The sequence below is a fragment of the Bradyrhizobium sp. LTSP849 genome (assembly GCF_000938255.1).
GTDB lineage: Bacteria > Pseudomonadota > Alphaproteobacteria > Rhizobiales > Xanthobacteraceae > Bradyrhizobium.
On sequence record NZ_JYMR01000052.1, the window covers coordinates 530352 to 552594 of the forward strand.

Genomic DNA, 22243 nt, shown 5'->3' on the forward strand with positions numbered 1-22243 from the left:
GCGGGGATGGTGTTGAGCCCTATTTCGCCTTGGCGCCCTGCTTCGCGCCACCATTCGTCGCCTTCGGCTGGCTGTCCCTGATCAAACGATCAATGTGCATGCGGATGTGGGCGGCCTCGGCGGAGGTGTTGGCGAGCGCGATGGCACGGTCGAAGGCGACCCGGGCTTCGTCGTTGCGGCCGAGCTGCATCAGGAAGGCGCCGCGCACGCCGTAGAAATGAAAGTAGTTGGAAAGTTTTGGCGCCAGCGGCTCGATCAGGTCGAGTGCGGCCTGCGGCCCGCGCACCTTGGACACCGCCACCGCGCGATTGAGCGTCACCACCGGCGAGGGCTGCACCAGCTCGAGCGCGCCGTAGAGCAGATCGATCTGCGCCCAGTCGGTTTCTGCCGGCGTCGCCGCGCGCGCATGCAGCGCGGCGATCGCAGCCTGGATTTGATAGGGCCCGCTGCGGTGATGACGCATCGCCTTGTCGATCAGCGCCAGACCCTCCGCGATCATGTTGCCGTTCCATAGCGAGCGGTTCTGGTCATCCAGCAGAATGAGCGTGCCGTCTTCGGCGAAACGCGCCGCGCTGCGCGCATGCTGCAACAGCAGCAGCGCCGCCAGCCCCATGATCTCGGGCTCGCTCTGGAACAGCCGCAGCAACAACCGCGCCAGCCGGATCGCCTCCTCGCACAACGGCTTGCGCAACTCGGCGGTGTCGCCGCTGGCCGAATAGCCCTCGTTGAAGATCAAATAGATCATCGCGGCGACGCCGGCGAGCCGCTCGGAACGCTCGACCGCGCCGGGCGTCTCGAACGGCACACCGGCCTCCGCGACCTTCGCCTTGGCCCGGGTGATGCGCTGCTCCATCGCAGCGTCCGAGACCAGGAAGGCACGCGCGATCTGCTTCACCGTGAGGCCGGAGACGATGCGCAGGGCGAGTGCGATCTGCTGTGTCGCCGGCAATTGCGGATGGCAGCAGATGAACATCAGCCGCAAAATGTCGTCGCGATAGTGCGAGCCATCGAGCCGCTCGGCGAGCGCGCCCTCGGCATCGTCGAGATCGGAGATCGCCTGGTCGTCCTCCGGCAGCGGCTGCTGCTTGCGGGTGCGGCGCACCTCGTCGATGGCGACGTTGCGGCCGACCATGATCAGCCACGCCGCGGGATCGCGCGGCGGCCCGTTCTGCGGCCAGGTTTTGAGCGCACGCAAGGACGCGTTCTGGAACGCCTCCTCGGCGGTATCGAGATCGCGGAAATAGCGAAGCAGCGCGCCGACCGCCTGAGGTCGCGCCGAAGTCAGCGCGGTCTCGATCCAGCCGGTATCGGCTTCGCTCACGTCAGATTCCCTCCGGGCCTGAACACGCCCACCGGGCGCACCTCATAGGCACCGCCGGGATTGGCCGCGCCGAGGTCGCGCGCGACGTCGAGGGCTTCGTCGAGATTCTTGCAGTCGACGATGTAGAAGCCGAGCAACTGCTCCTTGGTCTCAGCATAGGGGCCGTCGAGCACCAGCGGCGGGTCTTCCTTGCGCAGCGTCGCCGCTGCCGTGGTCGGCAACAGCCGCGCCACCGGGCCGAGCCGGCCCTGCTGTGTGAGCTTCTCCTGCACCACGGCGAGCTTCTTCATCACGGCCTCGTCCTGGTCCTTGCTCCAGGAGCCGACGAAGTCCTCATCGTGATAGCAAAGGATCGCATAAAGCATGGGCAGCACCTTCCCTGACCTCTTGTTTTGAAGACGATCCAATATGCCCCGCCCCGACAGGACTGCGGAAAAAAATTGCAAGAAAAATCCGGCAGATCGTGCCAAGGAGGGCCTCCAATAGCGGAACCCGACGAGGCACTTCGAATGAGCAAAGGCACACTGGCCGTCCTGATCAACAGCACGCAGCAGAATTGGCTGCCGGAGCGCTGGAAGGCCCGGTTCGACGCGGTCTGCGGCGGCCGCCGCGTGGTGCTGCTCCCCGATGCCGGGCTCGATCCGACGGAGGTGCACTATGCCGCGGTGTGGAAGCCGGTGCCGGGTGACCTCAAGGTATTCCCGAACCTGCGCGCGATTTTCAATCTCGGCGCAGGCGTCGACGCCCTGATGGCGGACAACAGCCTGCCCGACGTACCGCTGGTGCGCGTCGCCGTGCCCGATCTGACCAACCGCATGACCGAATATGTCGTGCTGCACGTCTTGATGCACCACCGCCAGGAATTCTATCTGCGGCAGTCGCAGCGCGAGAAGCGCTGGGAGCCGACATATCAGTGGCCGGCGAGCGCAGTCACGGTCGGCATGATGGGGCTTGGAACGCTCGGCGCGGATGCGGCCGATGTGCTGCGTCGCCTCGGCTTCCGCGTCGTTGGCTGGAGCCGCAGCCCGCGTACGATCGACGGCGTCGAATGCTTCCATGGCGCCGCCGGGATGGATGCCTTCCTCGGCGTGACCGACATCCTCGTCAGCCTGTTGCCGCTGACACCGGACACGCACGGCATCCTCAACCGCGGCGTCTTCACAAAGCTCAACCGCAAGGGCCCGTTCGGCGCGCCCGTGCTGATCAATGCCGGCCGTGGCGGCCTCCAGAACGAGGCCGATATCCTGGCTTGCCTCGATGACGGCACGCTCGGCGCTGTCTCGCTCGACGTCTTCGTGCAGGAGCCGCAGCCAAAGGACAGCCGGTTCTGGACCCATCCCAAGGTGCTGCTGACCCCGCACAATGCCGCCGACACCGACGCCGATGCGATCTCGGCTTATGTGGCCGAGCAGATCGCGCGGTTCGAGGCGGGTGGTACGCTTGAGAACGTAGTGGATCGGACGCGGGGGTATTAGGCCTCGCTAGCTCTACACACTCCGTGTCGTCCCGGCGAAGGCCGGGACCCATAACCACAGGGTGTAGTTTGGCGGGGGATCGCAGTTCGGTACTGCGAGCGATCACCATCGATATATTCCGCGGTATGGGTCCCGGCCTTCGCCGGGACTGTTTTGGCCAAATAGCTCGAACCCCCCACCCCCACCCCGACCCGTTCACCGTCTCTTAGCGAGAAGTTGATAGGCGTTGTTAACCAACGCTCAAAGAACGAGTCGGACATGCGCGCGACGCTCGGCCTCAGGATGCGAATCACGGTTGCGCTGGCGGTGACGGCGGCCGCGACCGCGCTGATTGCCGTGCTGGGCGCGATGTGGATCATCGCGGGGATCATCGACCGCGCCGACCAGCGCGAGCTGCGCAGCCATTACGACGCCCTGCAATCACGCATCGCCGAGGAATCCCGCCGCGCCGCCGCAATGAGCGCCGTGGTCGCGGCCATGCCGGCGGCGCAGGAGGCGATGGCGAAGCAGGATCGCGAGGCGCTGATGCGCCTGTTCGGGCCCGTGTTTGCCGCCACCAAGTCGGAGTACGGTGTCGACCAGTTCCAGTTCCACATCCCGCCGGCGACGTCCTTCTTGCGCGTGCACCAGGCGGCGAAATTCGGCGACGACCTCTCGAGCTTTCGCAAGACCGTCGTGGTCGCCAACCAGGAGCGCAAGGTCGTGGTCGGCCTCGAAGGCGGGTTGGCCGGGCTCGGTATCCGCGGTGTGGCGCCGATCGCGCAAGGCGACAAGCATCTCGGCAGCGTCGAATTCGGCCTGACCTTCGGCCAGCCCTTCCTCGACGACTTCAAGGCCAGCCGCCATGTCGACATTGCCTTCCAGCTTTTCGACGGCAGTGGCTTCAAGCTGTTCGGCGGCACGCTGAAGGGCAAGAGCTTCTTCGATGCGGCCGATTACGGCCGCGCCGCCGAGGGCAGCTTCACGGTGAAGCAGGCCAGGCTCGACGGCACGCCGGTCGCCGCGCTGCTCGGGCCGATCAAGGACTTTTCCGGCAAGCCGCTCGGCGCGGTCGAGCTGGTGATGGACAATGCCGACTATGAGGCGTCCGCCGACCGCGCCTGGTGGCTTTCGATCGGGATCGCCGCGCTCGGGCTGATCATGGCGGCAATCGTCGGCTATCTCATCGCTCGCAGCATCTCGCGGCCGATCCTGTCCCTTACATCCGTCATGCGCGAACTCGCGGACGGCAACCTCGACGTCGCCGTTCCCGTGAGCCAGGCGAATGACGAGGTCGGCGCGATGGTAAAGGCGGTCGCGGTGTTCCGCGACAATGCGCAAAACTTCAGCAAGCTCCAGGCCGAGCAGCTGGAGGCCAAGGCGCAGTCCGAAGCGGAGAAGCGGCGCGCCTTTGCGGCACTCGCCGACAATTTCGAAGCGAGCATCCGCGACGTCGTCACCACGGTGTCGTCCGCCGCAGTCGAGATGGAGCACACCGCGCGCTCGATGTCAGCCATCGTCGAGCAGTCGCGGCAGCAGACGCGCACAGTGTCATCGGCCTCGGCGCTGGCTTCGGAAAACGTGCAGACGGTGGCAGCCGCGGCCGAGGAGCTGTCGTCCTCGATGACCGAGATCAGCCGAAGGCTCGCGCATGCGACCGAGGTGGTGGGCAAGGCCGCGAGCGACGGGCGGCAGTCGAATGCACGCGTGCAGAGCCTGGCGGATGCGGCGCAAAAAATCGGCGACGTCGTCTCCTTCATCAATGGCATCGCGGGGCAGACCAATCTGCTGGCGCTGAATGCGACGATCGAGGCGGCCCGCGCCGGCGAGGCCGGCCGCGGCTTTGCTGTGGTGGCCTCAGAGGTGAAGGCGCTGGCGACGCAGACCGCGAAGGCGACGGAAGAAATCGGCGCGCAGGTGACGGCCGTGCAAGGCGAGACGACCGGCGCAGTCGAAGGCATCCAGTCGATCTGCGCAACGATCCAGCAAGTCGACGAAATCTCGGCCGCGATCGCGGCGGCCGTCGGCCAGCAGGGCGCGGCCACGCAGGAGATCGCGCAGAACGTCCAGCAGGCGGCCGCGCGTACGGGCGAAGTCTCGCAAAACATCTCAGGCGTCACCGCGGGCATAGCGGCCACGGGCACGGCGGCGGAAGAAGTGCTGGGATCGGCGGTCGAACTGTCCAAGCAGTCGCAGCGGCTGCGCGACGAGGTCGACCGTTTCCTCGCGCATATTCGCGCGGCGTAGGTAGCGAGGCTAGCGCCTCACTCTCGGTGTCGTCCCGGCGCAGGCCGGGACCCATACCGCGTGATCCATCGATGGCGCGCGGTGCAAGTCAAGCCGAACGCTTAACTGAGAGTCTTCGCCAAACTACTCCCTGTGGTTATGGGTCCCGGCCTTCGCCGGGACGACAGCGGGGGTTACCCCTCGCCCCCACCATCACATCGATCGCACCCTTCACGATCGCCTCCAGCTCCTTCCGCGGCACGCGCGCGCGGGAGCGGATCGCGATGGTGTGGATGGTGGCGGAGGCGAGCTGCGCCAGCACGGCGGGATCGGCGCTCTCCGGCAGCTCGCCTTTCTCCTTGGCGCGGCGGAAGCAACTTGCAAAAGCCTTGTCGAGCTCTGAGAGACCTTCGAGCACCATCGCGCGAATGTCGGGATCGCCGACCGCTTCGGACGCCGCCGTCACCACGGTAAAACAGCCGCGCGGGCCGGTTTCGCCTGAGAGATAGATGTTCAGCGCGGAGGCATAGATGCGCACGAGCCGCTCGCGCACCGGCATCTCCTCGCGGAAGATTGCGACCATCGAGGCGCGCGCATCTTCGCGGTAGCGCTGATAGCTCTTGATGTAGAGCTCGCGCTTGTCGCCGAAGGCACCATAAAGGCTCGGCCGGTTCATGCCGGTGGCTTCGCTGAGATCATCGAGCGAGGTTGCGGCAAAGCCCTGCTTGCGGAACAGATCGAGCGCCTTGCCGAGCGCAATTTCAGGCTCGTAGGCGCGCGGACGGCCGCGGCGCTTCGGCTGGTTGGCAGCATCTGGCGGTTTTGATTTATGTACCATTTCGCAAATTAATCCTTGACCACCCGCATACTATGCAAGATGGTACAAAAATCAATCTGGCCAGGTTGAGCGAACCCAAGAATTGCCCAAGGAGGCTACAGATGGATCTTTATTTCCAGCCGCTCGCCTGTTCGATGGCGACGCGCATCGCGCTTTATGAAGCTGGCGCGGAGGCGAACTATCTCGAAGTCGATTCCCCGACAAAGACCGTGCTGAAGGACGGCGCCGACTTCCGTGCCATCAACCCGATCGGCCTGGTGCCGGCGCTGCGCACCGATGAGGGCGTGGTGCTGACCGAGAACGCGGCGATCCTGCAATATGTCGCCGACCGCTTTCCGCAATCGGGCCTCGGCACCGGCGCTGGCATCGACCGCACGCGGCTGCATCAATGGCTGTGCTTCATCGGCACCGAGCTGCACAAGGGGCTGTTCATCCCCGTGCTCGACCGCAAGGCGCCGCAGGAGACAAAGGCCTACGCGCTAGAGAAGAACCTGTCGCGGCTCGACTATGTCGAGAACCACCTGAAGGGGCGCGAGTTCCTGCTCGATCACTTCACCGTCGCCGATGCCTATCTCGTCACGGTCATCAACTGGACCATGGCGACACCGCCGATCGAGCTCGCGAAATGGCCGAACCTGAAGGCCTATTACGAGCGGCTGCGCCAACGGCCCTCGGTCGCCAAGGCGATCGCGGAAGAGTTCGAGCTGTACAAGGCCGAGCAGGTGCGGAAGAAGGCGGCGGCGTAAGCGTTACGCGAAACATGTCGTCCCGGCTAACGAAGCCGGGACGACATTCCAAAACTTCGTCAGCGCGCATGCCCGTAGATGGCGGACGCGTTATCGGCCGACACCAAGCCGCTCTCGACATCGTCCTTGATGGCGGCGCGATCGCGCTCGGTCGGAGCCCCGATACCGGCACCGCCCGGCGTCATCACCACCAGACGGTCGTCCGGCGGCACCTGCTGAAAGCCTTTGCCGCGCAGCTTCTTTCCGGACTTCAGGCCGACATAGCCGGCCTCGCCGTTCCGGCCGCCATCGCGGCCGCGCGGCGGATGATCGATGCGGTCGAACGCCGCCAAAATGTCGAACGGCGCATCGACGCCGCTGCCGACCTCGATGATCTGGCCGAGGCCGCCGCGGGTGCGCCCTGCTCCGCCGGAATCCGGACGCAGCTCCTTGCGCCAGAAGATCAGCGGCGTCTGCGTTTCCGCGATTTCGACCGGCGTGCCGCGCACGCCGCTGGGATAGGCGGTCGCCGACAGCCCGTCCTTCGCAAAGCGCGCGCCGGTGCCGCCATTGGAGGTCACCGCCATCGAGAATCCGTAATTGCCGCCGGCGCCCGAGCGCGTCTGGCCGCGCACGTTGAGATTCCACAGGCAGGACGTGCCTTCCGCCGGCACGCGCTCGGGAATGATCTGGCGCAGGCAGCCGAACACGACGTCGGGCAGCATCTGGCCGACGATGTGACGCGACGCCACCGGCGCCGGCTTCGGCGCATTGAGGATCGCGCCCGAAGGGGCCGACACCGTCAGCGGCGACAGCGAGCCGGCATTGTTCGGGATCTGCGAGGCAACGACACAGCCGAGGCCGAACACGGTGTAGGCCGTGGTGTAGGACAACGGCACGTTGATGCCGAACTTCGAGGCGGCTGAGGTGCCGTCGAAGTCGACGTGAATGCCCGTATCCGAAATCGTCAGCGTCGCAGCCAGCGTCACCGGCGTATCATAGCCGTCGACGACCATGCTGTTGCGCCAGCTGCCCTTCGGTAGTTTTGCGATCTCGGCCAGCACCGCCTCGCGCGAGCGGTCACAGATGTAATCGCCGAGCGTATCGAGCGTGTCGATCTCGAACTCGGTCATCATCTCGACCAGGCGCTCGCAGCCGACGTCATTGCAGCCGGCGAGCGAATAGGTGTCGCCCTCGGTGTCGATCGGCAGCCGGGTGTTGGTGCGGATCATTGCCATCAGCGTCTCGTTGACGACGCCCTGGTCGATCAGCTTCAGCATGGGGATGTAGAGCCCCTCCATGAACACGTCGGTGGCATCAGGCCCGAAGCCGATGCCGCCGATGTCCATCAGATGGCTGGTGCAGGAGAACAGCGCGACCGGCTTGCCGTCCTTGAAGCAGGGCGTGGTGACGACGAAATCGTTGAGATGGCCGGTACCCATCCAGGGATCGTTGGTGATGTAGGCATCGCCCTCCTTCATCGTCTCGATCGGAAAATGCGCGATGAAGAGCTTGACCGATTCCGCCATCGAGTTGACGTGGCCGGGCGTGCCCGTCACCGCCTGCGCCAGCATCCGGCCCTTGAGGTCGAACACGCCGGCGGAGAGGTCGCCGCATTCGCGCACAATCGGGCTGAAGGCGGTGCGCAACAGCACCTGCGCCTGCTCCTCGACCACGGCGATCAGCCGGTGCCACATGATCTGGAGGTCGATCAGGCTCGCGCCGCTTGCCTTGCTCATGATCAGGCCGCCTTCCGTTCCATGACGATGCTGCCGGCACCGTCGATATGGGCATCAAAACTGTTGGAGACGAAAGTAGACGTCTCGTCCTCGGCGATCACGGCGGGGCCGGCGATGGTCGCGCCCGGCGCCATGTCCTCGCGGCGATAGAGCGGGATCTCGATCACCTCGCCCGCCCGGCCGTCGAAAAACTTTCGGCTGCCGGATGCCTTGGCCGCAGGCTTGCGCGTGACAGCCGCGACGACAGACGGATTGCGCGCGTCCGTCGTGGCGAGCACCGACCAGCTCAAGACTTCGACCGCAGCGCCCGGAATGGCGCGCTCGAACATCGTGGAGTAGTCCGCCTCGAACTTCTGGCGCAGGCCGGCGAGATCAGCCGTCGTCAGCCGCCGGTTCGGCAGCTCGATTGAGATCTCATGGCCCTGGCCGACATAGCGCATGAAGGCGGCACGACGCTCGCGCACCGGTGCACCGGCGGCACCGGGCTCGACCAGCGCACGGGCCTCGGTCGCCATCTCCTGAAGCAGGTCGGAGACGGCATCGGTATCGAAATCGTCGAGCCGGACGTGACGGCTGCGCACCAGCTCATAGGCGATGGGAGCCGCGAGGAATCCCACGGCCGAGCCGACACCGGCATTCGACGGCACGATCACCCGAGAGACGCCGATCTTCTCGGCAACACGCGCCGCATGCAGCGGTGCCGCACCACCGAACGCGATCAGCGTATGCTGGCCGACCACCGCGCCACGCTCGACCGCATGCACGCGCGCGGCACTCGCCATGTTCTCGCAGACGACCTCATGCACGGCATAGGCCGCGGTTTCTGCCGACAGGCCCAGCGGCTCGCCGACGGCACGCAGCAGCGCCTGCTTCGAAAGCTCCGGATTGAGCTTGATCGTGCCACCCGCAAAGTCATCGGGATCGATCATGCCGAGGGCAACGTCAGCATCGGTCACGGCCGGCCGCAGGCCGCCGCGGCCATAGCAGGCAGGCCCCGGCTCGGACGAAGCACTCTCGGGACCGACGGTAACGCGCTTCATCGCATCGACATGCGCGATCGAACCGCCGCCGGCGCCGATCTCGACCATCTCGATCACGGGAATGCGGACCGGCAGGCCGGAGCCTTTCAGGAAGCGCGCCGCGCGATCGACCTCGAACACGCGCGAGGTCTCGGGCTGATATTTTTCGATCAGGCAGATCTTGGCCGTGGTGCCGCCCATGTCGAACGAAAGAACCTTGCTCTCGCCGAGACGCGCCGCGATCTGCGCTGCGAAAATGGCGCCGCCAGCCGGACCGGATTCGACGAGGCGCACCGGAAAGCGCCGCGCGGTCTCGATCGAGGTGACGCCGCCGCCGGAGGTGACGAGATAGATGGCGCCGCGGTACTGCTCGACCTGCAAGGCATCGGCCATGCGGGCGAGATAGCCGTCGATCAGCGGCTGCACATAGGCGTTGGCGACCGCCGTGGAGGTGCGCTCATATTCGCGGATCTCAGGACACACGGCCGAGGACACCGTCACGGAGATGCCGGGCATCTCCTCACTGATGATCGCGGCCGCGCGCCGCTCATGCTCGGGATTGGCGTAGGAATGCAGGAAGGCGATCGCGACGCTCTCGACCTTCAGCGCACGCAATTTCGGCGCGAGTGCGCGCACCGCGGCTTCGTCGAGCGCGAGGCGGACGGCGCCGTGCGCATCGATGCGCTCGGGCACGGTGAAGCGCAGATTGCGCGGCGCCAGCGGCCGCGGCTTGTCGATGCTGAGGTCGTATTGGTCGTAGCGGCTCTCGGTGCCGATATCGAGCACGTCGCGGAAACCGTCGGTCGCGATCAGCGCCGTTTTCGCGCCGCGCCGCTCGATGATGGCGTTGGTCGCGAGCGTGGTGCCGTGAATGAAGACGTCGATGTCGCTGATATGGGCGCGCACATCGGCGAGGATGAGACGCATCCCATCCAGCACCGCTTCTTCGGGCCGCGCCGGCGTCGTCAGCAGCTTGCGCGTCTTACGCACCTCACCCATGTCCAGCACGATATCCGTGAACGTGCCGCCGATATCGACGGCAAGCCGTACCTCGGCTCCCTCAAGCATTCCAAAACTCTCCGTGCTGATCGTCAAATTGCGCAAAAACCGCAGCAATTTTCATACCAGCGACAGCGCCGATGGTGAAGCGCGTGGCACCTATGCGGTAGAGGGAGTGCAGTTCGCCGCGCTCAGAGCAGGAATGCCAGCGCCGCTTCGCAGCGCTCTTCGACCTTGAGCGTCAGAAGATCGTCGGCACGGGTGCGCCCGAGATTGACCGCCGCGATCGGGATCTGCCGCTGCGCGGCAGCCTGCACGAAGCGGAATCCGGAATAGACCATCAGCGATGAGCCGACGATCAGCATGGCATCGGCCTGCGCCAGATGATCCTGCGCGGTGGCGACGATGTCGCGCGGCACGTTCTCGCCGAAGAACACGACGTCGGGCTTGAGGATGCCGCCGCAGGACTCGCAGGCCGGCACATTGAAGGACGAGAAATCCGCATGCTCCAGATCGGCGTCGCCATCCGGCGCATCCGCGGCATCGAGCGTCAGCCATTCGGCATTGGCGCTGCCAAGCGTCTCCTGAAATTCGTTGCGCGGCGTCTTGCGGCCGCATCCCATGCAGCGGACAAGATCGAGCCGGCCGTGCAGATCAATCACCTGCCGGTGGCCGGCGGATTGATGCAGCCGGTCGACGTTCTGGGTCAGCAGCATCTCGCAGCGACCGTTGGCCTCGATACGAGCGAGCGCATGATGCGCATCGTTCGGCCGGGCCTGGCCGAACCGCCGCCAGCCGATCAGGCTGCGCGCCCAATAGCGTTGCCTCGTATGTTCTTCCGACATGAAGGCCTGGAAGTTGACCGGCTGGGTTCGCTTCCAGTTGCCGTGGCTGTCGCGATAGTCGGGAATGCCCGAATTGGTGCTGCAACCGGCGCCGGTCAGCACGAACAGACGCTCGTGCCGGTCGACGAAATCCTGGAGCGGGTGGTTTGCCAGCGGAGCATTTGTCATGGCGCAGATGTAGTCTGTGCCGGCCACTTTTGCCAGATCAGGCGCGCTCAGGCGGTTCGAAGCCGGCGATCAGATTCGCGAAGTGAAATCGGGATCGACCGTCTCTTTGAGACATCCGCATCACCCTTGCATTCCGATCATTGCGTTGGCTGTTTGGAAGGCACGCCCGGTTTCGGCGGCGCAGCCTGCTTCTGCGAGACCACCGCCTTGCCTTGAGGAGACTCGGGCGCGGCAGGTGCCACCGGGGCGGATTGGCCGACCGACAGCGACACGCCGAACACGCGCCATTGTCCTTCGACCGGCGCAAACAACAATTCGAAATTCACCTGCGACGGCACCGATGGAAAAAATCCGGCCATATGCAACAGACCGTTCGGCTCGATCTGCGGCAGCAGTGACAATTGCGGATCGATGACGGTAACGCCGGAGAGGTCGAGCTTGTCGCCGCGCTGCTTGGCGAAAATTTCAGCAAGCCGCGCGGCGTTGTTGACCTGAAAGCCGGGGGCACCGAGATCGCGCAGCACGGTATAGTTGCCGGTCTTGTTGGCCTGGTCGAGCGCGAGCAGCGTCGACCGTATCAGCATGAGCACGCCATTGCGGTCGATGTTGGCGGGCTTTGGTGCCGCCTGCTGCTGCGGCATCTGTTGCTGCTGCGGCGGCGTCTGCTGCGCGGAGGTCGTCACCACGCCCAGGATCAGCAGCCCGAGAATCACAAGCCCGAGGCCCGCACTCACCCAACGCAGCGTCATGCGAACCATTCTTCCGAGCAGCCGATTGCCGAATATGCGGCAGTTCCCTGTTTCATCGGCATATTCTCGCCGCTGCGAATGTGGGCCAGGGCGACGGGCTGAACATCAACCGTTCGGCTGAAGTCGCAGCATTGCCGGTCGCTGGCAGCCGCTTTTCGTCGGGCTGTTGCGGGAATGCATCAGGAATGGCGCCAGCAATTCTGCAACACCTGGCGGAAAACCAACGGTCGCATGGTGGTATCGAGACGCCCTCAACCCAACGGTTGATGCACCATTGGCGTGCTTTCCTCACGTTGGCGTCAATAATGAATGGGGCGCTTAAACAATGTCATTCCGGTTGCTTGGCGGACTGAACGATGCACGTCTTCCTGAACTCAAGGGCGCGCGGCGCGGACCGCGCCTCGCGACCTTCGTCCACCGCTTGATATCCGCAAGTTTCGTCCTCGCGGCCGCGGCGGCCCCGCTACTGGCGGTCGGTGAGGCAGCGGCCGCCGACTACGCCGCGGGTGGTGGCGTGAACAACGGCCCTGCCGGTAACGCGACTGCGGTGGGAAGCCTTGCCTCTACGAACGGCAATGCTGCAGCAGCCTACGGTGAACAGGCCAACGCAGACGGCTCTGCTGCCACGGCGATCGGTCAGTTCAGCCACGCAACCGGCTTGATCGCCACGGCAATCGGCGGCAACACGGTGGCCACTGGAGCCGACGCCACCGCACTCGGCAGCCAGGCTAGCGCGATCGGCGACAACGCGACTGCGACCGGCTTTTTCAGCAATGCGACCGGCCTGAACGCAACCGCGACGGGCGTCCTCAGCAAGGCGACCGGCGACAACGCAACCGCAACGGGCTCTTCCAGCCAGGCGATTGGAATCAACGCAACGGCTATGGGCGCAAATAGCGTTGCCAACGGCGCGACTGCGAGTGCTTTTGGAGCCGGGGCGCAGGCGCTGGGGTCAAACTCGGTCGCGATTGGCGCAAATTCGGTGGCGAGCGCTCCCAACACGGTGTCGTTCGGCACGGCCGGCAATGAGCGCCGGCTGACCAACGTCGCCGCCGGCATCAATGCGACGGACGCCGTCAACATGAGCCAGCTGAGCAGCATGTCCTCGGGCTTCCAATCGCAGCTCTCCGGGCTGCAGTCACAGATCTGGAATAACCAAACAGAGGCACGCCGTGGCATCGCGGCGGCTGTTGCGACCGCCAGCGCCCCGATGCCGTCGGCACCGGGCAAGACCACCTGGCAGATGCGTGGCTCGGTCTATCACGGCGAAGGCGGCTTCGGTTTCGGCTTCGCCCATCGGCTCAACACCGCCATGCCGCTCAGCGTGGTCGGCGGCTACGGCAATGGCGGGGGCACGGAGCACACCGCCTATCTGGGCCTCGGTGGCGAGTTCTAACGCACGAGCGAAGGCGTCACGAAGGCAGGCGGGGAGGCTCCGGGGAGATCGGAATGCACCTCACGGGCGCAGAATGACTGACGGACGCGCCTGCGCATCACCCGTCAGACCTTGTGGGGACCGACGTCATGCTTGTGCTTGTGAAGAAACCGGGCAAGCTGCCCGCGGAGCGCCGCTGTCTCGAGCAACGTTCCCACCGACCCGGCGGTGTCGAAAATCTCCCGCTGAAGCGTCGTCGGCAAGGAATTCCATTGCATGATGATGGCCGCGCCGAGACACCGCAAGACATGCTCTTCTTCCGCGATCAGGGCTGCACCGCGCGAACGCTCCGCCTCCCCGGCGTTGACTGCATCCACGTAGTTCTCCGCAAGGACCTGCTCGTTGTCCGCGCGCGATACGAGGCTGTCCTGTAGTTTCTCAAATTTGCGGGTATCGTCCTTGCCGGACGAACTCCTGGCCAGTTCGCCGTACGCGGCCGCTTTTGCACGATACTGTAAGAACTTAAACATGCGGCCTCCTTCGTTGAAACTCTCCGCGTACCCAACCTGCCACTTGCAGACTATGCCGGCGTCGGGACGCTCAGAGAAACCTGTGGAACGTCGAACCTGTACGCGAAGCCCCGCTCCGCATAGGTCAATTGCACGTTGCCCTGGAGTTGACGGCCAAGCGTCTCGATCAATTTCGTTCCGAAGCTGCGCTTTGCGGGCGGCTGGATCAACGGACCATCCTTCTCGGTCCAGGTCAGGTGCAAACGTTGCGTCTGCTGATCGACCGTCCAGTGGAGATCGACACGCCCCTTTGGGACCGAAAAGGCGCCATATTTCGTGGCGTTCGTGCAAAGCTCGTTGAGCGTCATCGCGACGGCGATCACCGCACCCGAATTGATCCGGATATCGGGTCCTGAAATCGAGAACTTCGGCTCATTGCGATCATCGAAAGCTTCAATGGCGCTGCGGACGACCGCACCGAGATCCGCGTTGGCCCATCTTGTCTGCAAGAGGAGATCGTGTGCCCGGCCGAGTGCCAATAGCCGGCCCTCGATGGCCTGCTGCGCGTGGTCTGCGCCCTGCACGCTACGCAGGCTCTGCGAGACGATGGCCGAAACGGTCGCAAGTGTATTCTTGACGCGATGGTGCAGCTCCTCAAGCATCAATTTCTGCAGCTTGTCGGACGTCTCTCGCTCTCTGGCGTCGATGCCCGCCCTGGCAAGCAGATCACTCGTATTGATTTCGGCCTGGGCGAGGAGAAGCCGCAAGCTTACATTCTCTGCCGCCAGAGCGTCCTCGTACGATTCTGTGCCGCCGGGGTGCTGGCCGGTACGGAGATCGATTTCGAGCATTGGCGACTATATCACCTCGGTTGCTGCCGGTCAGCGGCATCATCATTTTGCTTGCGTTGCTTCGTTGCCGAGAAATACGCGAGAATTTCGGCGGCGTTTCCAAGGATCGCGGCGCTGCGCATGGCCGCCGCGCGCTTGTCTCCTGACGGCATCTCGCGAGCTCTACCGAGGGCGTCGATCGCCTTGGAATTGAGCTCGCAAGCCAAAAACGACTGGACTGGGTCCAATGAGGTGCCTGCCTGATCCGACGGCGACGGCGCGCCGAAACCGACTACCATTGGATCAGCAATGAAGCGACGACCAACAGCACAAAGAAGGCGGGCAGCAATACCGGAGGTACGAGCCACGCGCGAAGATTGAATCCAGGGGAATCCGACATAAAGGCCGCCTCTTGGTCGCGGCGGGAGCGCAAAGCTCACAGTCACCGATAACAGCCGAGGGGCGCGCGGTGATGCCCTCGATATGGTCACCTTCCGCCGAATAGCGAGGCCCGGTAGAAACTATTTGTCACGATAAGCATCGAACCGGGTTATAACCCGGTTGCCAAATCATCATTTGAAGCAAGCGCAACCGCTTCATTCCACCGTCTCTATCCTTCGCCGAAGGGCTTTCCGGCGCCAGATTTTGTCGGCGTCTCGACGAAGCGTCTGTGGTCTTGACCTACGCAAGCCGAGTTTCGCCACCCAACGTGCCCTGGTTCAAACGGCGTAAAGCCGGCGCGTGGCACCTGCAAATTGATCGGTCCGAACCATGATTGATTTTCCAAATCACAGCCGCTCCTATGATCGAACACGACGCGCCGTGCGGTTTTGGGGACACGACAGCGCCATCGAGGCCTCATTTTTCATAGAGGAAGGTGCCTTGAAGCGACTCCAGCCGGATGGTGCTTCCAACGAATTGGGCTTTCTGAACGCGTTTGATTCCCATCGCGACCTGATATGTGCCGCCGCTGCCAAGGCGTATGTCCGCGGCAGCAGGGGCTCTTACAATTTGGTCGCGGGAGATTTTTGAGCGATCCGCTCGGGCGTAGCGTGAGCAATCCACCATTAAGTTCACGCCCTAGCTCGCCCAGTTCTCCCGGAACTCGGGAAACAGCGTCAGGCCGCCGCAGGCATAGATGGTCTGGCCGGTGATGTAGCTCGCATCGTCCGAGGCAAGAAAGGCGAACACGGCGGCGATCTCTTCCGGCGTTCCGACGCGACCGAGCGGAATGTGGCTGGTGACGACGCCGCGCTTGTCGGCGTCGCCGGTCCAGGCCGCATTGATCGGCGTGTCGATTGCGCCGGGGCCTACCGCGTTGACGCGAATGCCGCGGCCGGCGAATTCCAGCGCCAGCGTGCGCGTCAGATTGGCCATGCCGCCCTTGCTGATCGCATAGGCGAGATAGCCGGGCTTCGGAATGATCTGGTGGACGCTCGAGCAGTTGATGATGCTGCCGCCTCCGCCGCGCGCGACGAAATGCGCCAGCGCCTTCTGCGCGCAGATCACGGCGCCGTTGAGATTGACGTCGATGATGCGGCGATAGGTTTCAACGTCGAGCGCATCGCTCGGCGATTCCCGCTGGAAGCCGGCATTGTTGACCAGGCAGTCGAGGCGCTTCCAGCGCGCCAGGATCGTGTCGAACATCGCGGCGATCTCGGTTTCGACCCCGACATCGGCCTTGACGATGACATGATCGAGCTTGCCGTGGCCACGGTCGCTCGATGCGGTGCGAGCGAGCGCGAGAGTCTCCTCGGCCTTCTCGGGATGGCCGAAATAATTGATGGCAACGGTCGCGCCTTCCTGGGCGAGCCGGATGGCAACGGCGCGCCCGATGCCTTGCGAGGCGCCGGTCACCAGCGCGTATTGGCCAACCAGGCGCGAGGGAAACAGGGTCGAACGATCGGTCTGCGTCATGGGTTTTCTCCGGAGTGCCTCATCATCGGCGGAAGGCGCGTTTTGTTCCATCCCTTATCGCATCCCTGGGATTCCCTCGGCGCGACGCGCGAGCGGCGAGGTCAGGATCTGATAGAGGATGATGGCGCCGAAGGTCGCGGTGCCGATGCCGCCGATCGTGAACGCGCCGAATTTGAGCGTGAGATCGCCGGCACCCGCGGTGAGCGCCACCGCGACGGTGATCAGGTTCGCCGGATTTGCAAAGTCGACCTTGTTCTCGACCCAGATCCGGCCAGCCATCGCCGCGATCAACCCGAACAGCACGATCGAGAGGCCTCCAATGACGGGACCGGGGATCGACAAGATCAGCGCGCCGAATTTCGGCGAGAAGCCGAGCAGGATCGACACAATGGCCGCGAAGGCAAACAGCAAAGTCGAATAGACCTTGGTCGCCGCCATGACGCCGATGTTCTCGGCATAGGTGGTGACGCCGGTGCCGCCGCCGCAGGCCGCCACGATCGTCGCAAGACTGTCGGCGAGCAGGGCACGGCCGAGATAGCCATCAAGGCTCCGGCCCGTCATGGCACCAACGGCCTTGATATGACCGAGGTTCTCGGCGACGAGAATGATCGCGACCGGCGCGATCAGGACAATTGCATCGACATGGAAGCTCGGCGCAGTGAAGTTCGGCAGGCCGAGCCACGGCGCGGCCGAGAGTTGCGTGAAGTCAATCGGCGTGCCGAAGCCGAGGCCGTTCGCGAACAGCAAGACCAAAAGATATCCGCCGATCGCGCCGAGAATGATCGGCAGGCGGCGCCACAGACCGTGATGGGCAACGGCAACCATGCCGATGATCAGAACCGTCGCAAGCCCGATCCAGGTGTCGAACGCACCGGCGCTCACCGCCTTGACCGCCACGGGTGCGAGGTTGAGGCCGATCGCGGCGACCACAGCGCCGGTAACGGCCGGCGGCAGCAGCCTCTCGACCCAGCCCACGCCCGACCACATCACAATCAGCGCGATCACGCCGTACACTACGCCGGCTCCGACGATGCCGCCGAGCCCTACTGACAGGTTCGGATTCGGCCCATGCCCGGCATAACCGGTGGCGGCGATGACGACCGCGATGAACGCGAAGCTCGAGCCGAGATAGCTCGGCACGCGCCCCGCGACGATGACGAAGAAGATCAGTGTGCCGACGCCGGAGAACAGGACCGCAACATTGGGATCGAACCCCATCAGCAGCGGCGCGATGATCGTCGAACCCGACATTGCGACGCAATGCTGGAGACCGGAGACGACGGTCTGGCCCCATGACAGCCGCTCCTCCGGCATGATCACGCCGGAGGTCTTCAGTTTCCAACGTGGAAAATAACCTTTTGAAGAACGGTCTTGCGCCCGCCCTTCGGAGCCGGTTGCTGTCGACATGTTCCCCCCGTTGCAGTGCAGCGATCAATCTTCGTGCAAACAGACAAAAATGTGATTGTCGCTTCTGCAGCGACCATCACATGATGCAAATCATGTGAGATCCAAATTCTGCAAAATCAATGCGTTCCGGGGCATACACTATGACACAAGTCGCGATCCAACCAGCCGTCCAGCGCCGGCACCAGCCCTGGTACAAGATCCTCTACATCCAGGTCCTGATCGCGATCGCACTCGGTGTGCTCGTCGGCTACTTCTATCCCGATCTCGGCAAGGAACTGAAGCCGCTCGGCGACGGCTTCATCGCGCTGATCAAGATGATGATCGCGCCGGTGATCTTCTGCACCGTGGTGCATGGCATCTCCTCGATGGGCGACCTCAAGCGCGTCGGCCGGGTCGGGCTGAAGTCGCTGATCTATTTCGAGATGGTCTCGACCGTCGCGCTCGCGATGGGCCTGTTGGTCGGCGAAATACTCCAGCCCGGCAACGGCTTCAACATCGATCCCGCCACGATCGATCCGAAGTCGGTTGCGACCTATGTCACCCAGGCCAAGGAGCAAGGCATTGTCGCTCACCTGATGGCGATCATCCCCGACAGCTATGTGGGCGCGATCGCGCGTGGCGACCTGCTCCAGGTGCTGCTGATCTCGATCCTTTCCGGTTTTGCCATTGCGCTGCTCGGCAAGACCGGCGAGCCGATCGCGGACGCCGTCGACAAGGCCGCAAAAATGTTCTTCGGCATTATCAAGCTCATCGTGCGCGTGGCCCCGATCGGCGCCTTCGGTGCGATGGCGTTCACAGTCGGCGCCTATGGCCTCGGCTCGTTGCTCAACCTTGTCGCGCTGATCGGTACGTTCTACCTCACCAGCGTCCTGTTCGTGCTGATCGTGCTGGGTTCGATCGCGCGGCTCGCCGGCTTCTCGATCCTGCGCTTCATCGCCTACATCAAGGACGAGCTCCTGATCGTGCTCGGCACCTCGTCGTCGGAAACGGTGCTGCCGCAGATGATCCAGAAGATGGAGCATCTCGGCGCCTCGCGCTCGGTGGTCGGGCTCGTCATCCCGACCGGCTATAGCTTCAACCTCGACGGCACCAATATCTACATGACGCTGGCGACGCTGTTCCTGGCGCAGGCGACCAACACCCATCTGACGATCTGGCAGGAGCTCGGCATTCTGGGCATCGCCATGATCACCTCGAAGGGCGCCTCCGGCGTGACCGGCGCCGGCTTCATCACCCTCGCCGCGACGCTCTCGATCGTGCCTGATATTCCGATCCAGTCGATCGCGATCCTGGTCGGCATCGACAAGTTCATGAGCGAGTGCCGCGCGCTGACCAACCTGATCGGCAACGGCGTCGCCTGCGTCGTGATCAGCATTTCCGAGGGCGAGCTCGACCGCGACGCGCTGCACGAGACCATGGCGCATCCGCTGGAGATCGGCGAGTCGCTCGAACCGGGCGGCAGTGCGTCTTAACCTCTCGCCGCCCTTGAGCGTGGAGAGGGAGCGAGACAGTGTGACCGGTTCCGTTGCGGTAGTTTCCCGGAATGGAAAAACCGTGCAGCACGCGTCACAAAGACGGCGTTGGGATCACCGATTGATGCTCATTCATTCCACCCGACGCGCTGGGGGCAGAGCGTCGGGTTTTTGAAATATATCCGAGAGGTGTGATCAGATGATTCCGCCATTGGGACGCAGCACCTGGCCGTTGATCCAGCCGCCGTCGGGACCGGCGAGGAACGCAACCGCGGCAGCGACATCCGTGGGCTGACCGAGCCGCTCCAGCGGCGCGAGCTTGGCAAGACGATCGATCAATTCTTCCGACTTGCCATCGAGGAACAGCTTTGTGGCGGTCGGTCCCGGCGCCACGGCGTTCACGGTGATGTTGCGGCCACGCAGCTCCTTGGCGAGCACATGCGTCAAGGCTTCGACCGCCGCCTTGGTGGCGGCATAGACGCCGTAAGTCGGAGACAGAATCCCGGCCTGGCTCGACGACAAATTGACGATGCGACCACCATTGCGCAGCCGGCGGGCGGCCTCGCGCAGCGTGTTGAAGGTGCCCTTCAGGTTGATGGCGATCTGGCTGTCGAAGACGGCATCGTCGGCGTCCACAAGCGCCGCCAGCCGCATGATTCCGGCATTGTTGACGAGCACATCGACACCACCAAACGCCAACTCCGCGGCGTCGAACATGCGCGCCACAGCGGCCGGATCGCTGACGTCGGCCTGCGCGGTGATGGCCCTGCCGCCGGCCTGCGCGATCTTGCCGGCCAATGCCTCCGCTTCAGCCGTGCCGCCGGCATAGTTGATGACGACCGCAAAACCGTCGGCGGCGAGCCGTTCGGCGATCGCGGCGCCGATGCCGCGCGAGCCACCGGTGACAACAGCGACCTTTTTGCTTGCGTTGGACATTGCCTTCTCCGTGGTTCCGGGCCGCTGCCTGCGGCTGACACGGGATGATTTGCCCCTTTTGGGGCGAAAGATAATCAGCCACCGGCCGGTATCATTATTCCGTTGGGTCGAACAATCCGCCTGGAATGGCGAGATCGAGCCGGCGCGTGACCCCTATCGCCTGCAAGAACGCCTCATCATGGCTGACGACGAGCAGCGCGCCGACATAAGCCCTCAACCCGGCTTCGATGGTTTCAATGGACTCGAGGTCCAGATGATTGGTCGGCTCGTCCAGGATCAGAAGTGACGGCGGCGTCGACCCACCCAGCACGCAAGCCAGGCCCGCACGAAACAGCTGTCCGCCGCTCAGGCTGCCGACGATCTGATGGGCCGCATCGGCGCGAAACATGAAACGAGCGAGCGCAGCATGGCACTCATTCGCGCCCGCCTTTGGATTGAGACGCTCAAAATTGTCCAGGATGGAGATTGCGGGATCGAGCAGGTTGACCTTCTGGTCGAACATCGCGAAGTCGGGCCTCACCCGCACGATGCCTGACAGAGGACGCATCTCGCCCGCGATGAGTTTGAGCAAGGTTGTCTTGCCGGAGCCGTTCGGCCCGACAAGTGCAACGCGCTCCGGCCCGACGATGGTGAGCGATAGGTCGCGCAAGACCGGCCGCTCCGGCTGATAGCCAGCACTGACCCGATCGAGCCAAACCAGCTCCCGCCCCGCCGGCAGATGCGTTGAGGGCAATTTCACGGACAGCGGTTGAAGGATCTCGATGCGCCGGCGCGCCGTGTCGACCGCATCGAGCGCCTCCGCGCGCCGCCGTTCGGCGATCTGCGCGTTCTTTCCTCCGCTGTCTTCGCTGCGATCCTTGCGCGCACCCGCCAGGATGCGCGGAATGTCGCCCTTGGCGCGTTTCTTCTTCCCGCCGCTGTCCTTGCGCGCCTTCCGTTCGGCGGCCTCCTGGGCCTTGCCGTCGATCTCAAACAGATGCTTCTCGGCATGGGCGAGATCGTGTCTGACAGCAGCGAGCTCGATGGCTTTCTGGTCTCGGTAAGCGCTCCAGTTGCCGCCGTATCGCGTTGCTCCGAGCGAGGTCAGCTCGACGATGGCGTCCATGGTCTCGAGCAGGCCCCGGTCATGGCTGACGACGATCGCGCCGCCGCGCCAGGCCGCCAGGAGATCAATCACCGCATTGCGCCCGTCCCGATCGAGATTGTTGGTGGGCTCGTCCAGAAGCAGGAAATCCGGCTCGGCGAAGAGCAGCGCGGCAAGACGAACGCGCGTGACCTGCCCGCCCGACAAACTGTCGAGCTCCGTGTCGGAAGCGACATCGAACCCGACACGGTCAAGGACGGCTGCGAGCCGCGTCTCGAGGGTCCAATCGACGTCGGCGACCTCCTCGGCCGAGGCATCGCCCCGCTCCGCCCGGCGAAGCAGCTTCAGGGCGCGGCGCGCGCCGAAGAGATCAACGACTGTCGCGCCTGCAAGGAGCTGGGCGTCCTGACGCAGGAGCCCGACGGTCCCGTTGACCATAACGCGGCCGGACTGAGGAATGTGTTCTCTCGAAATCGACGCGAGCAGCGTCGTTTTCCCGACGCCATTACGGCCGACGAGGCCGATCCGCTCGGCGCCGAATGTCAGGTCGATGTCGGAGAGGAGAGAGCGGCCGTCAGGCGTGGATAACGACAGGCGCGACAGGATGATCGAAGCAGGCATGATATTCCC

At 64.2% G+C, this 22243-nt stretch carries 20 protein-coding genes; 6 read left to right on the top strand and 14 right to left on the bottom strand.

Going from position 1 to position 22243, the window contains the following annotated elements; genetic code table 11:
• Nucleotides 1-19: 19 nt before the first annotated feature.
• Entirely contained in the window at nucleotides 20-1321 is a 1302-nt protein-coding gene (locus UB31_RS33280) for an RNA polymerase sigma factor (RefSeq protein ID WP_045013853.1), read from the bottom strand.
• On the bottom strand, nucleotides 1318-1686 hold the full coding sequence (locus UB31_RS33285; protein WP_045002697.1) for a YciI family protein: 369 nt from the start codon (nucleotides 1684-1686) through the stop codon (nucleotides 1318-1320). The genes UB31_RS33280 and UB31_RS33285 overlap by 4 nt, the downstream gene beginning before the upstream one ends.
• Nucleotides 1687-1830: 144 nt before the next feature.
• On the opposite strand from UB31_RS33285, the gene UB31_RS33290 reads away from it, so the two are divergent.
• The gene (locus UB31_RS33290) at nucleotides 1831-2796 is read left to right on the top strand and encodes a 2-hydroxyacid dehydrogenase (protein ID WP_045013854.1); all 966 of its coding nucleotides are present in this window, start codon (nucleotides 1831-1833) and stop codon (nucleotides 2794-2796) included.
• A gap of 258 nt (nucleotides 2797-3054) precedes the next feature.
• Entirely contained in the window at nucleotides 3055-5022 is a 1968-nt protein-coding gene (locus UB31_RS33295; RefSeq protein WP_045013855.1) for a methyl-accepting chemotaxis protein, read from the top strand.
• Nucleotides 5023-5158: 136 nt separating this feature from the next.
• On the opposite strand, the gene UB31_RS33300 is transcribed toward UB31_RS33295, so the two are convergent.
• Nucleotides 5159-5839 carry a TetR/AcrR family transcriptional regulator gene (locus tag UB31_RS33300; RefSeq protein WP_045013856.1) on the bottom strand — a complete coding sequence of 227 codons (681 nt, stop codon included), beginning with the start codon at nucleotides 5837-5839 and terminating at the stop codon, nucleotides 5159-5161.
• Between the two features lie 101 nt (nucleotides 5840-5940).
• On the opposite strand from UB31_RS33300, the gene UB31_RS33305 reads away from it, so the two are divergent.
• Nucleotides 5941-6585, top strand: coding sequence for a glutathione binding-like protein (locus tag UB31_RS33305; protein ID WP_045013857.1), 645 nt, complete (start codon nucleotides 5941-5943; stop codon nucleotides 6583-6585).
• Between the two features lie 59 nt (nucleotides 6586-6644).
• Here the strand turns inward: UB31_RS33305 and UB31_RS33310 are convergent, their stop codons facing one another.
• The 4 genes from UB31_RS33310 to UB31_RS33325 form a co-directional block, all read right to left on the bottom strand.
• On the bottom strand, nucleotides 6645-8303 hold the full coding sequence (locus tag UB31_RS33310) for a hydantoinase B/oxoprolinase family protein (protein WP_045013858.1): 1659 nt from the start codon (nucleotides 8301-8303) through the stop codon (nucleotides 6645-6647).
• Between the two features lie 2 nt (nucleotides 8304-8305).
• The gene (locus UB31_RS33315; protein ID WP_045013859.1) at nucleotides 8306-10390 is read right to left on the bottom strand and encodes a hydantoinase/oxoprolinase family protein; all 2085 of its coding nucleotides are present in this window, start codon (nucleotides 10388-10390) and stop codon (nucleotides 8306-8308) included.
• Nucleotides 10391-10512: 122 nt separating this feature from the next.
• Nucleotides 10513-11334 carry an NAD-dependent protein deacetylase gene (locus tag UB31_RS33320; protein ID WP_045013943.1) on the bottom strand — a complete coding sequence of 274 codons (822 nt, stop codon included), beginning with the start codon at nucleotides 11332-11334 and terminating at the stop codon, nucleotides 10513-10515.
• A gap of 137 nt (nucleotides 11335-11471) precedes the next feature.
• Nucleotides 11472-12083: a hypothetical protein gene (locus tag UB31_RS33325; RefSeq protein ID WP_045013944.1), complete on the bottom strand. Its 612-nt coding sequence runs from the start codon at nucleotides 12081-12083 to the stop codon at nucleotides 11472-11474.
• Between the two features lie 325 nt (nucleotides 12084-12408).
• Between UB31_RS33325 and UB31_RS33330 the strand changes: the two genes are divergently transcribed.
• On the top strand, nucleotides 12409-13479 hold the full coding sequence (locus UB31_RS33330) for an autotransporter adhesin (RefSeq protein WP_045013860.1): 1071 nt from the start codon (nucleotides 12409-12411) through the stop codon (nucleotides 13477-13479).
• A gap of 104 nt (nucleotides 13480-13583) precedes the next feature.
• Here the strand turns inward: UB31_RS33330 and UB31_RS33335 are convergent, their stop codons facing one another.
• The 3 genes from UB31_RS33335 to UB31_RS33345 are packed head-to-tail and all read right to left on the bottom strand — an operon-like array spanning nucleotide 13584 to nucleotide 15165.
• Entirely contained in the window at nucleotides 13584-13988 is a 405-nt protein-coding gene (locus UB31_RS33335) for a hypothetical protein (RefSeq protein WP_045013861.1), read from the bottom strand.
• A 50-nt stretch (nucleotides 13989-14038) separates the two neighbouring features.
• Nucleotides 14039-14818 carry a sensor histidine kinase gene (locus UB31_RS33340; RefSeq protein WP_045013862.1) on the bottom strand — a complete coding sequence of 260 codons (780 nt, stop codon included), beginning with the start codon at nucleotides 14816-14818 and terminating at the stop codon, nucleotides 14039-14041.
• A gap of 11 nt (nucleotides 14819-14829) precedes the next feature.
• Nucleotides 14830-15165: a hypothetical protein gene (locus UB31_RS33345; RefSeq protein ID WP_156175658.1), complete on the bottom strand. Its 336-nt coding sequence runs from the start codon at nucleotides 15163-15165 to the stop codon at nucleotides 14830-14832.
• A gap of 403 nt (nucleotides 15166-15568) precedes the next feature.
• On the opposite strand from UB31_RS33345, the gene UB31_RS33350 reads away from it, so the two are divergent.
• A complete protein-coding gene (locus tag UB31_RS33350; protein WP_045002683.1) occupies nucleotides 15569-15829 on the top strand; it encodes a DUF1488 family protein in 261 nt (86 codons plus the stop codon).
• 48 nt (nucleotides 15830-15877) lie between these two features.
• Here the strand turns inward: UB31_RS33350 and UB31_RS33355 are convergent, their stop codons facing one another.
• Together UB31_RS33355 and UB31_RS33360 are read right to left on the bottom strand one after the other, a co-directional pair.
• A complete protein-coding gene (locus UB31_RS33355; protein ID WP_045013864.1) occupies nucleotides 15878-16714 on the bottom strand; it encodes an SDR family oxidoreductase in 837 nt (278 codons plus the stop codon).
• A 54-nt stretch (nucleotides 16715-16768) separates the two neighbouring features.
• Nucleotides 16769-18121 carry a solute carrier family 23 protein gene (locus tag UB31_RS33360; protein ID WP_045013865.1) on the bottom strand — a complete coding sequence of 451 codons (1353 nt, stop codon included), beginning with the start codon at nucleotides 18119-18121 and terminating at the stop codon, nucleotides 16769-16771.
• 140 nt (nucleotides 18122-18261) lie between these two features.
• Here UB31_RS33360 and UB31_RS33365 point away from each other — a divergent pair, with 140 nt between their 5' ends.
• Nucleotides 18262-19593 (top strand): dicarboxylate/amino acid:cation symporter, encoded by a 1332-nt coding sequence (locus UB31_RS33365; RefSeq protein WP_045013866.1) that lies wholly within the window; start codon nucleotides 18262-18264, stop codon nucleotides 19591-19593.
• Nucleotides 19594-19788: 195 nt separating this feature from the next.
• Here the strand turns inward: UB31_RS33365 and UB31_RS33370 are convergent, their stop codons facing one another.
• Together UB31_RS33370 and UB31_RS33375 are read right to left on the bottom strand one after the other, a co-directional pair.
• A complete protein-coding gene (locus UB31_RS33370; protein WP_045013867.1) occupies nucleotides 19789-20529 on the bottom strand; it encodes an SDR family oxidoreductase in 741 nt (246 codons plus the stop codon).
• A gap of 94 nt (nucleotides 20530-20623) precedes the next feature.
• On the bottom strand, nucleotides 20624-22234 hold the full coding sequence (locus tag UB31_RS33375; protein ID WP_045013868.1) for an ABC-F family ATP-binding cassette domain-containing protein: 1611 nt from the start codon (nucleotides 22232-22234) through the stop codon (nucleotides 20624-20626).
• Between the last annotated feature and the right edge of the window lie 9 nt (nucleotides 22235-22243).

Excerpts from the sequence above, each read along its gene's own strand:
- UB31_RS33375 (WP_045013868.1), bottom strand. The coding sequence starts at position 22,234 with ATGCCTGCTTCGATCATCCTGTCGCGCCTGTCGTTATCCACGCCTGAC.
- UB31_RS33370 (WP_045013867.1), bottom strand. The coding sequence starts at position 20,529 with ATGTCCAACGCAAGCAAAAAGGTCGCTGTTGTCACCGGTGGCTCGCGC.
- UB31_RS33310 (WP_045013858.1), bottom strand. The coding sequence starts at position 8,303 with ATGAGCAAGGCAAGCGGCGCGAGCCTGATCGACCTCCAGATCATGTGG.
- UB31_RS33285 (WP_045002697.1), bottom strand. The coding sequence starts at position 1,686 with ATGCTTTATGCGATCCTTTGCTATCACGATGAGGACTTCGTCGGCTCC.
- UB31_RS33295 (WP_045013855.1), top strand. The coding sequence starts at position 3,055 with ATGCGCGCGACGCTCGGCCTCAGGATGCGAATCACGGTTGCGCTGGCG.
- UB31_RS33325 (WP_045013944.1), bottom strand. The coding sequence starts at position 12,083 with ATGACGCTGCGTTGGGTGAGTGCGGGCCTCGGGCTTGTGATTCTCGGG.
- UB31_RS33350 (WP_045002683.1), top strand. The coding sequence starts at position 15,569 with ATGATTGATTTTCCAAATCACAGCCGCTCCTATGATCGAACACGACGC.
- UB31_RS33365 (WP_045013866.1), top strand. The coding sequence starts at position 18,262 with ATGACACAAGTCGCGATCCAACCAGCCGTCCAGCGCCGGCACCAGCCC.
- UB31_RS33290 (WP_045013854.1), top strand. The coding sequence starts at position 1,831 with ATGAGCAAAGGCACACTGGCCGTCCTGATCAACAGCACGCAGCAGAAT.
- UB31_RS33360 (WP_045013865.1), bottom strand. The coding sequence starts at position 18,121 with ATGTCGACAGCAACCGGCTCCGAAGGGCGGGCGCAAGACCGTTCTTCA.
- UB31_RS33355 (WP_045013864.1), bottom strand. The coding sequence starts at position 16,714 with ATGACGCAGACCGATCGTTCGACCCTGTTTCCCTCGCGCCTGGTTGGC.
- UB31_RS33315 (WP_045013859.1), bottom strand. The coding sequence starts at position 10,390 with ATGCTTGAGGGAGCCGAGGTACGGCTTGCCGTCGATATCGGCGGCACG.
- UB31_RS33330 (WP_045013860.1), top strand. The coding sequence starts at position 12,409 with ATGTCATTCCGGTTGCTTGGCGGACTGAACGATGCACGTCTTCCTGAA.
- UB31_RS33300 (WP_045013856.1), bottom strand. The coding sequence starts at position 5,839 with ATGGTACATAAATCAAAACCGCCAGATGCTGCCAACCAGCCGAAGCGC.
- UB31_RS33335 (WP_045013861.1), bottom strand. The coding sequence starts at position 13,988 with ATGTTTAAGTTCTTACAGTATCGTGCAAAAGCGGCCGCGTACGGCGAA.
- UB31_RS33340 (WP_045013862.1), bottom strand. The coding sequence starts at position 14,818 with ATGCTCGAAATCGATCTCCGTACCGGCCAGCACCCCGGCGGCACAGAA.
- UB31_RS33305 (WP_045013857.1), top strand. The coding sequence starts at position 5,941 with ATGGATCTTTATTTCCAGCCGCTCGCCTGTTCGATGGCGACGCGCATC.
- UB31_RS33320 (WP_045013943.1), bottom strand. The coding sequence starts at position 11,334 with ATGACAAATGCTCCGCTGGCAAACCACCCGCTCCAGGATTTCGTCGAC.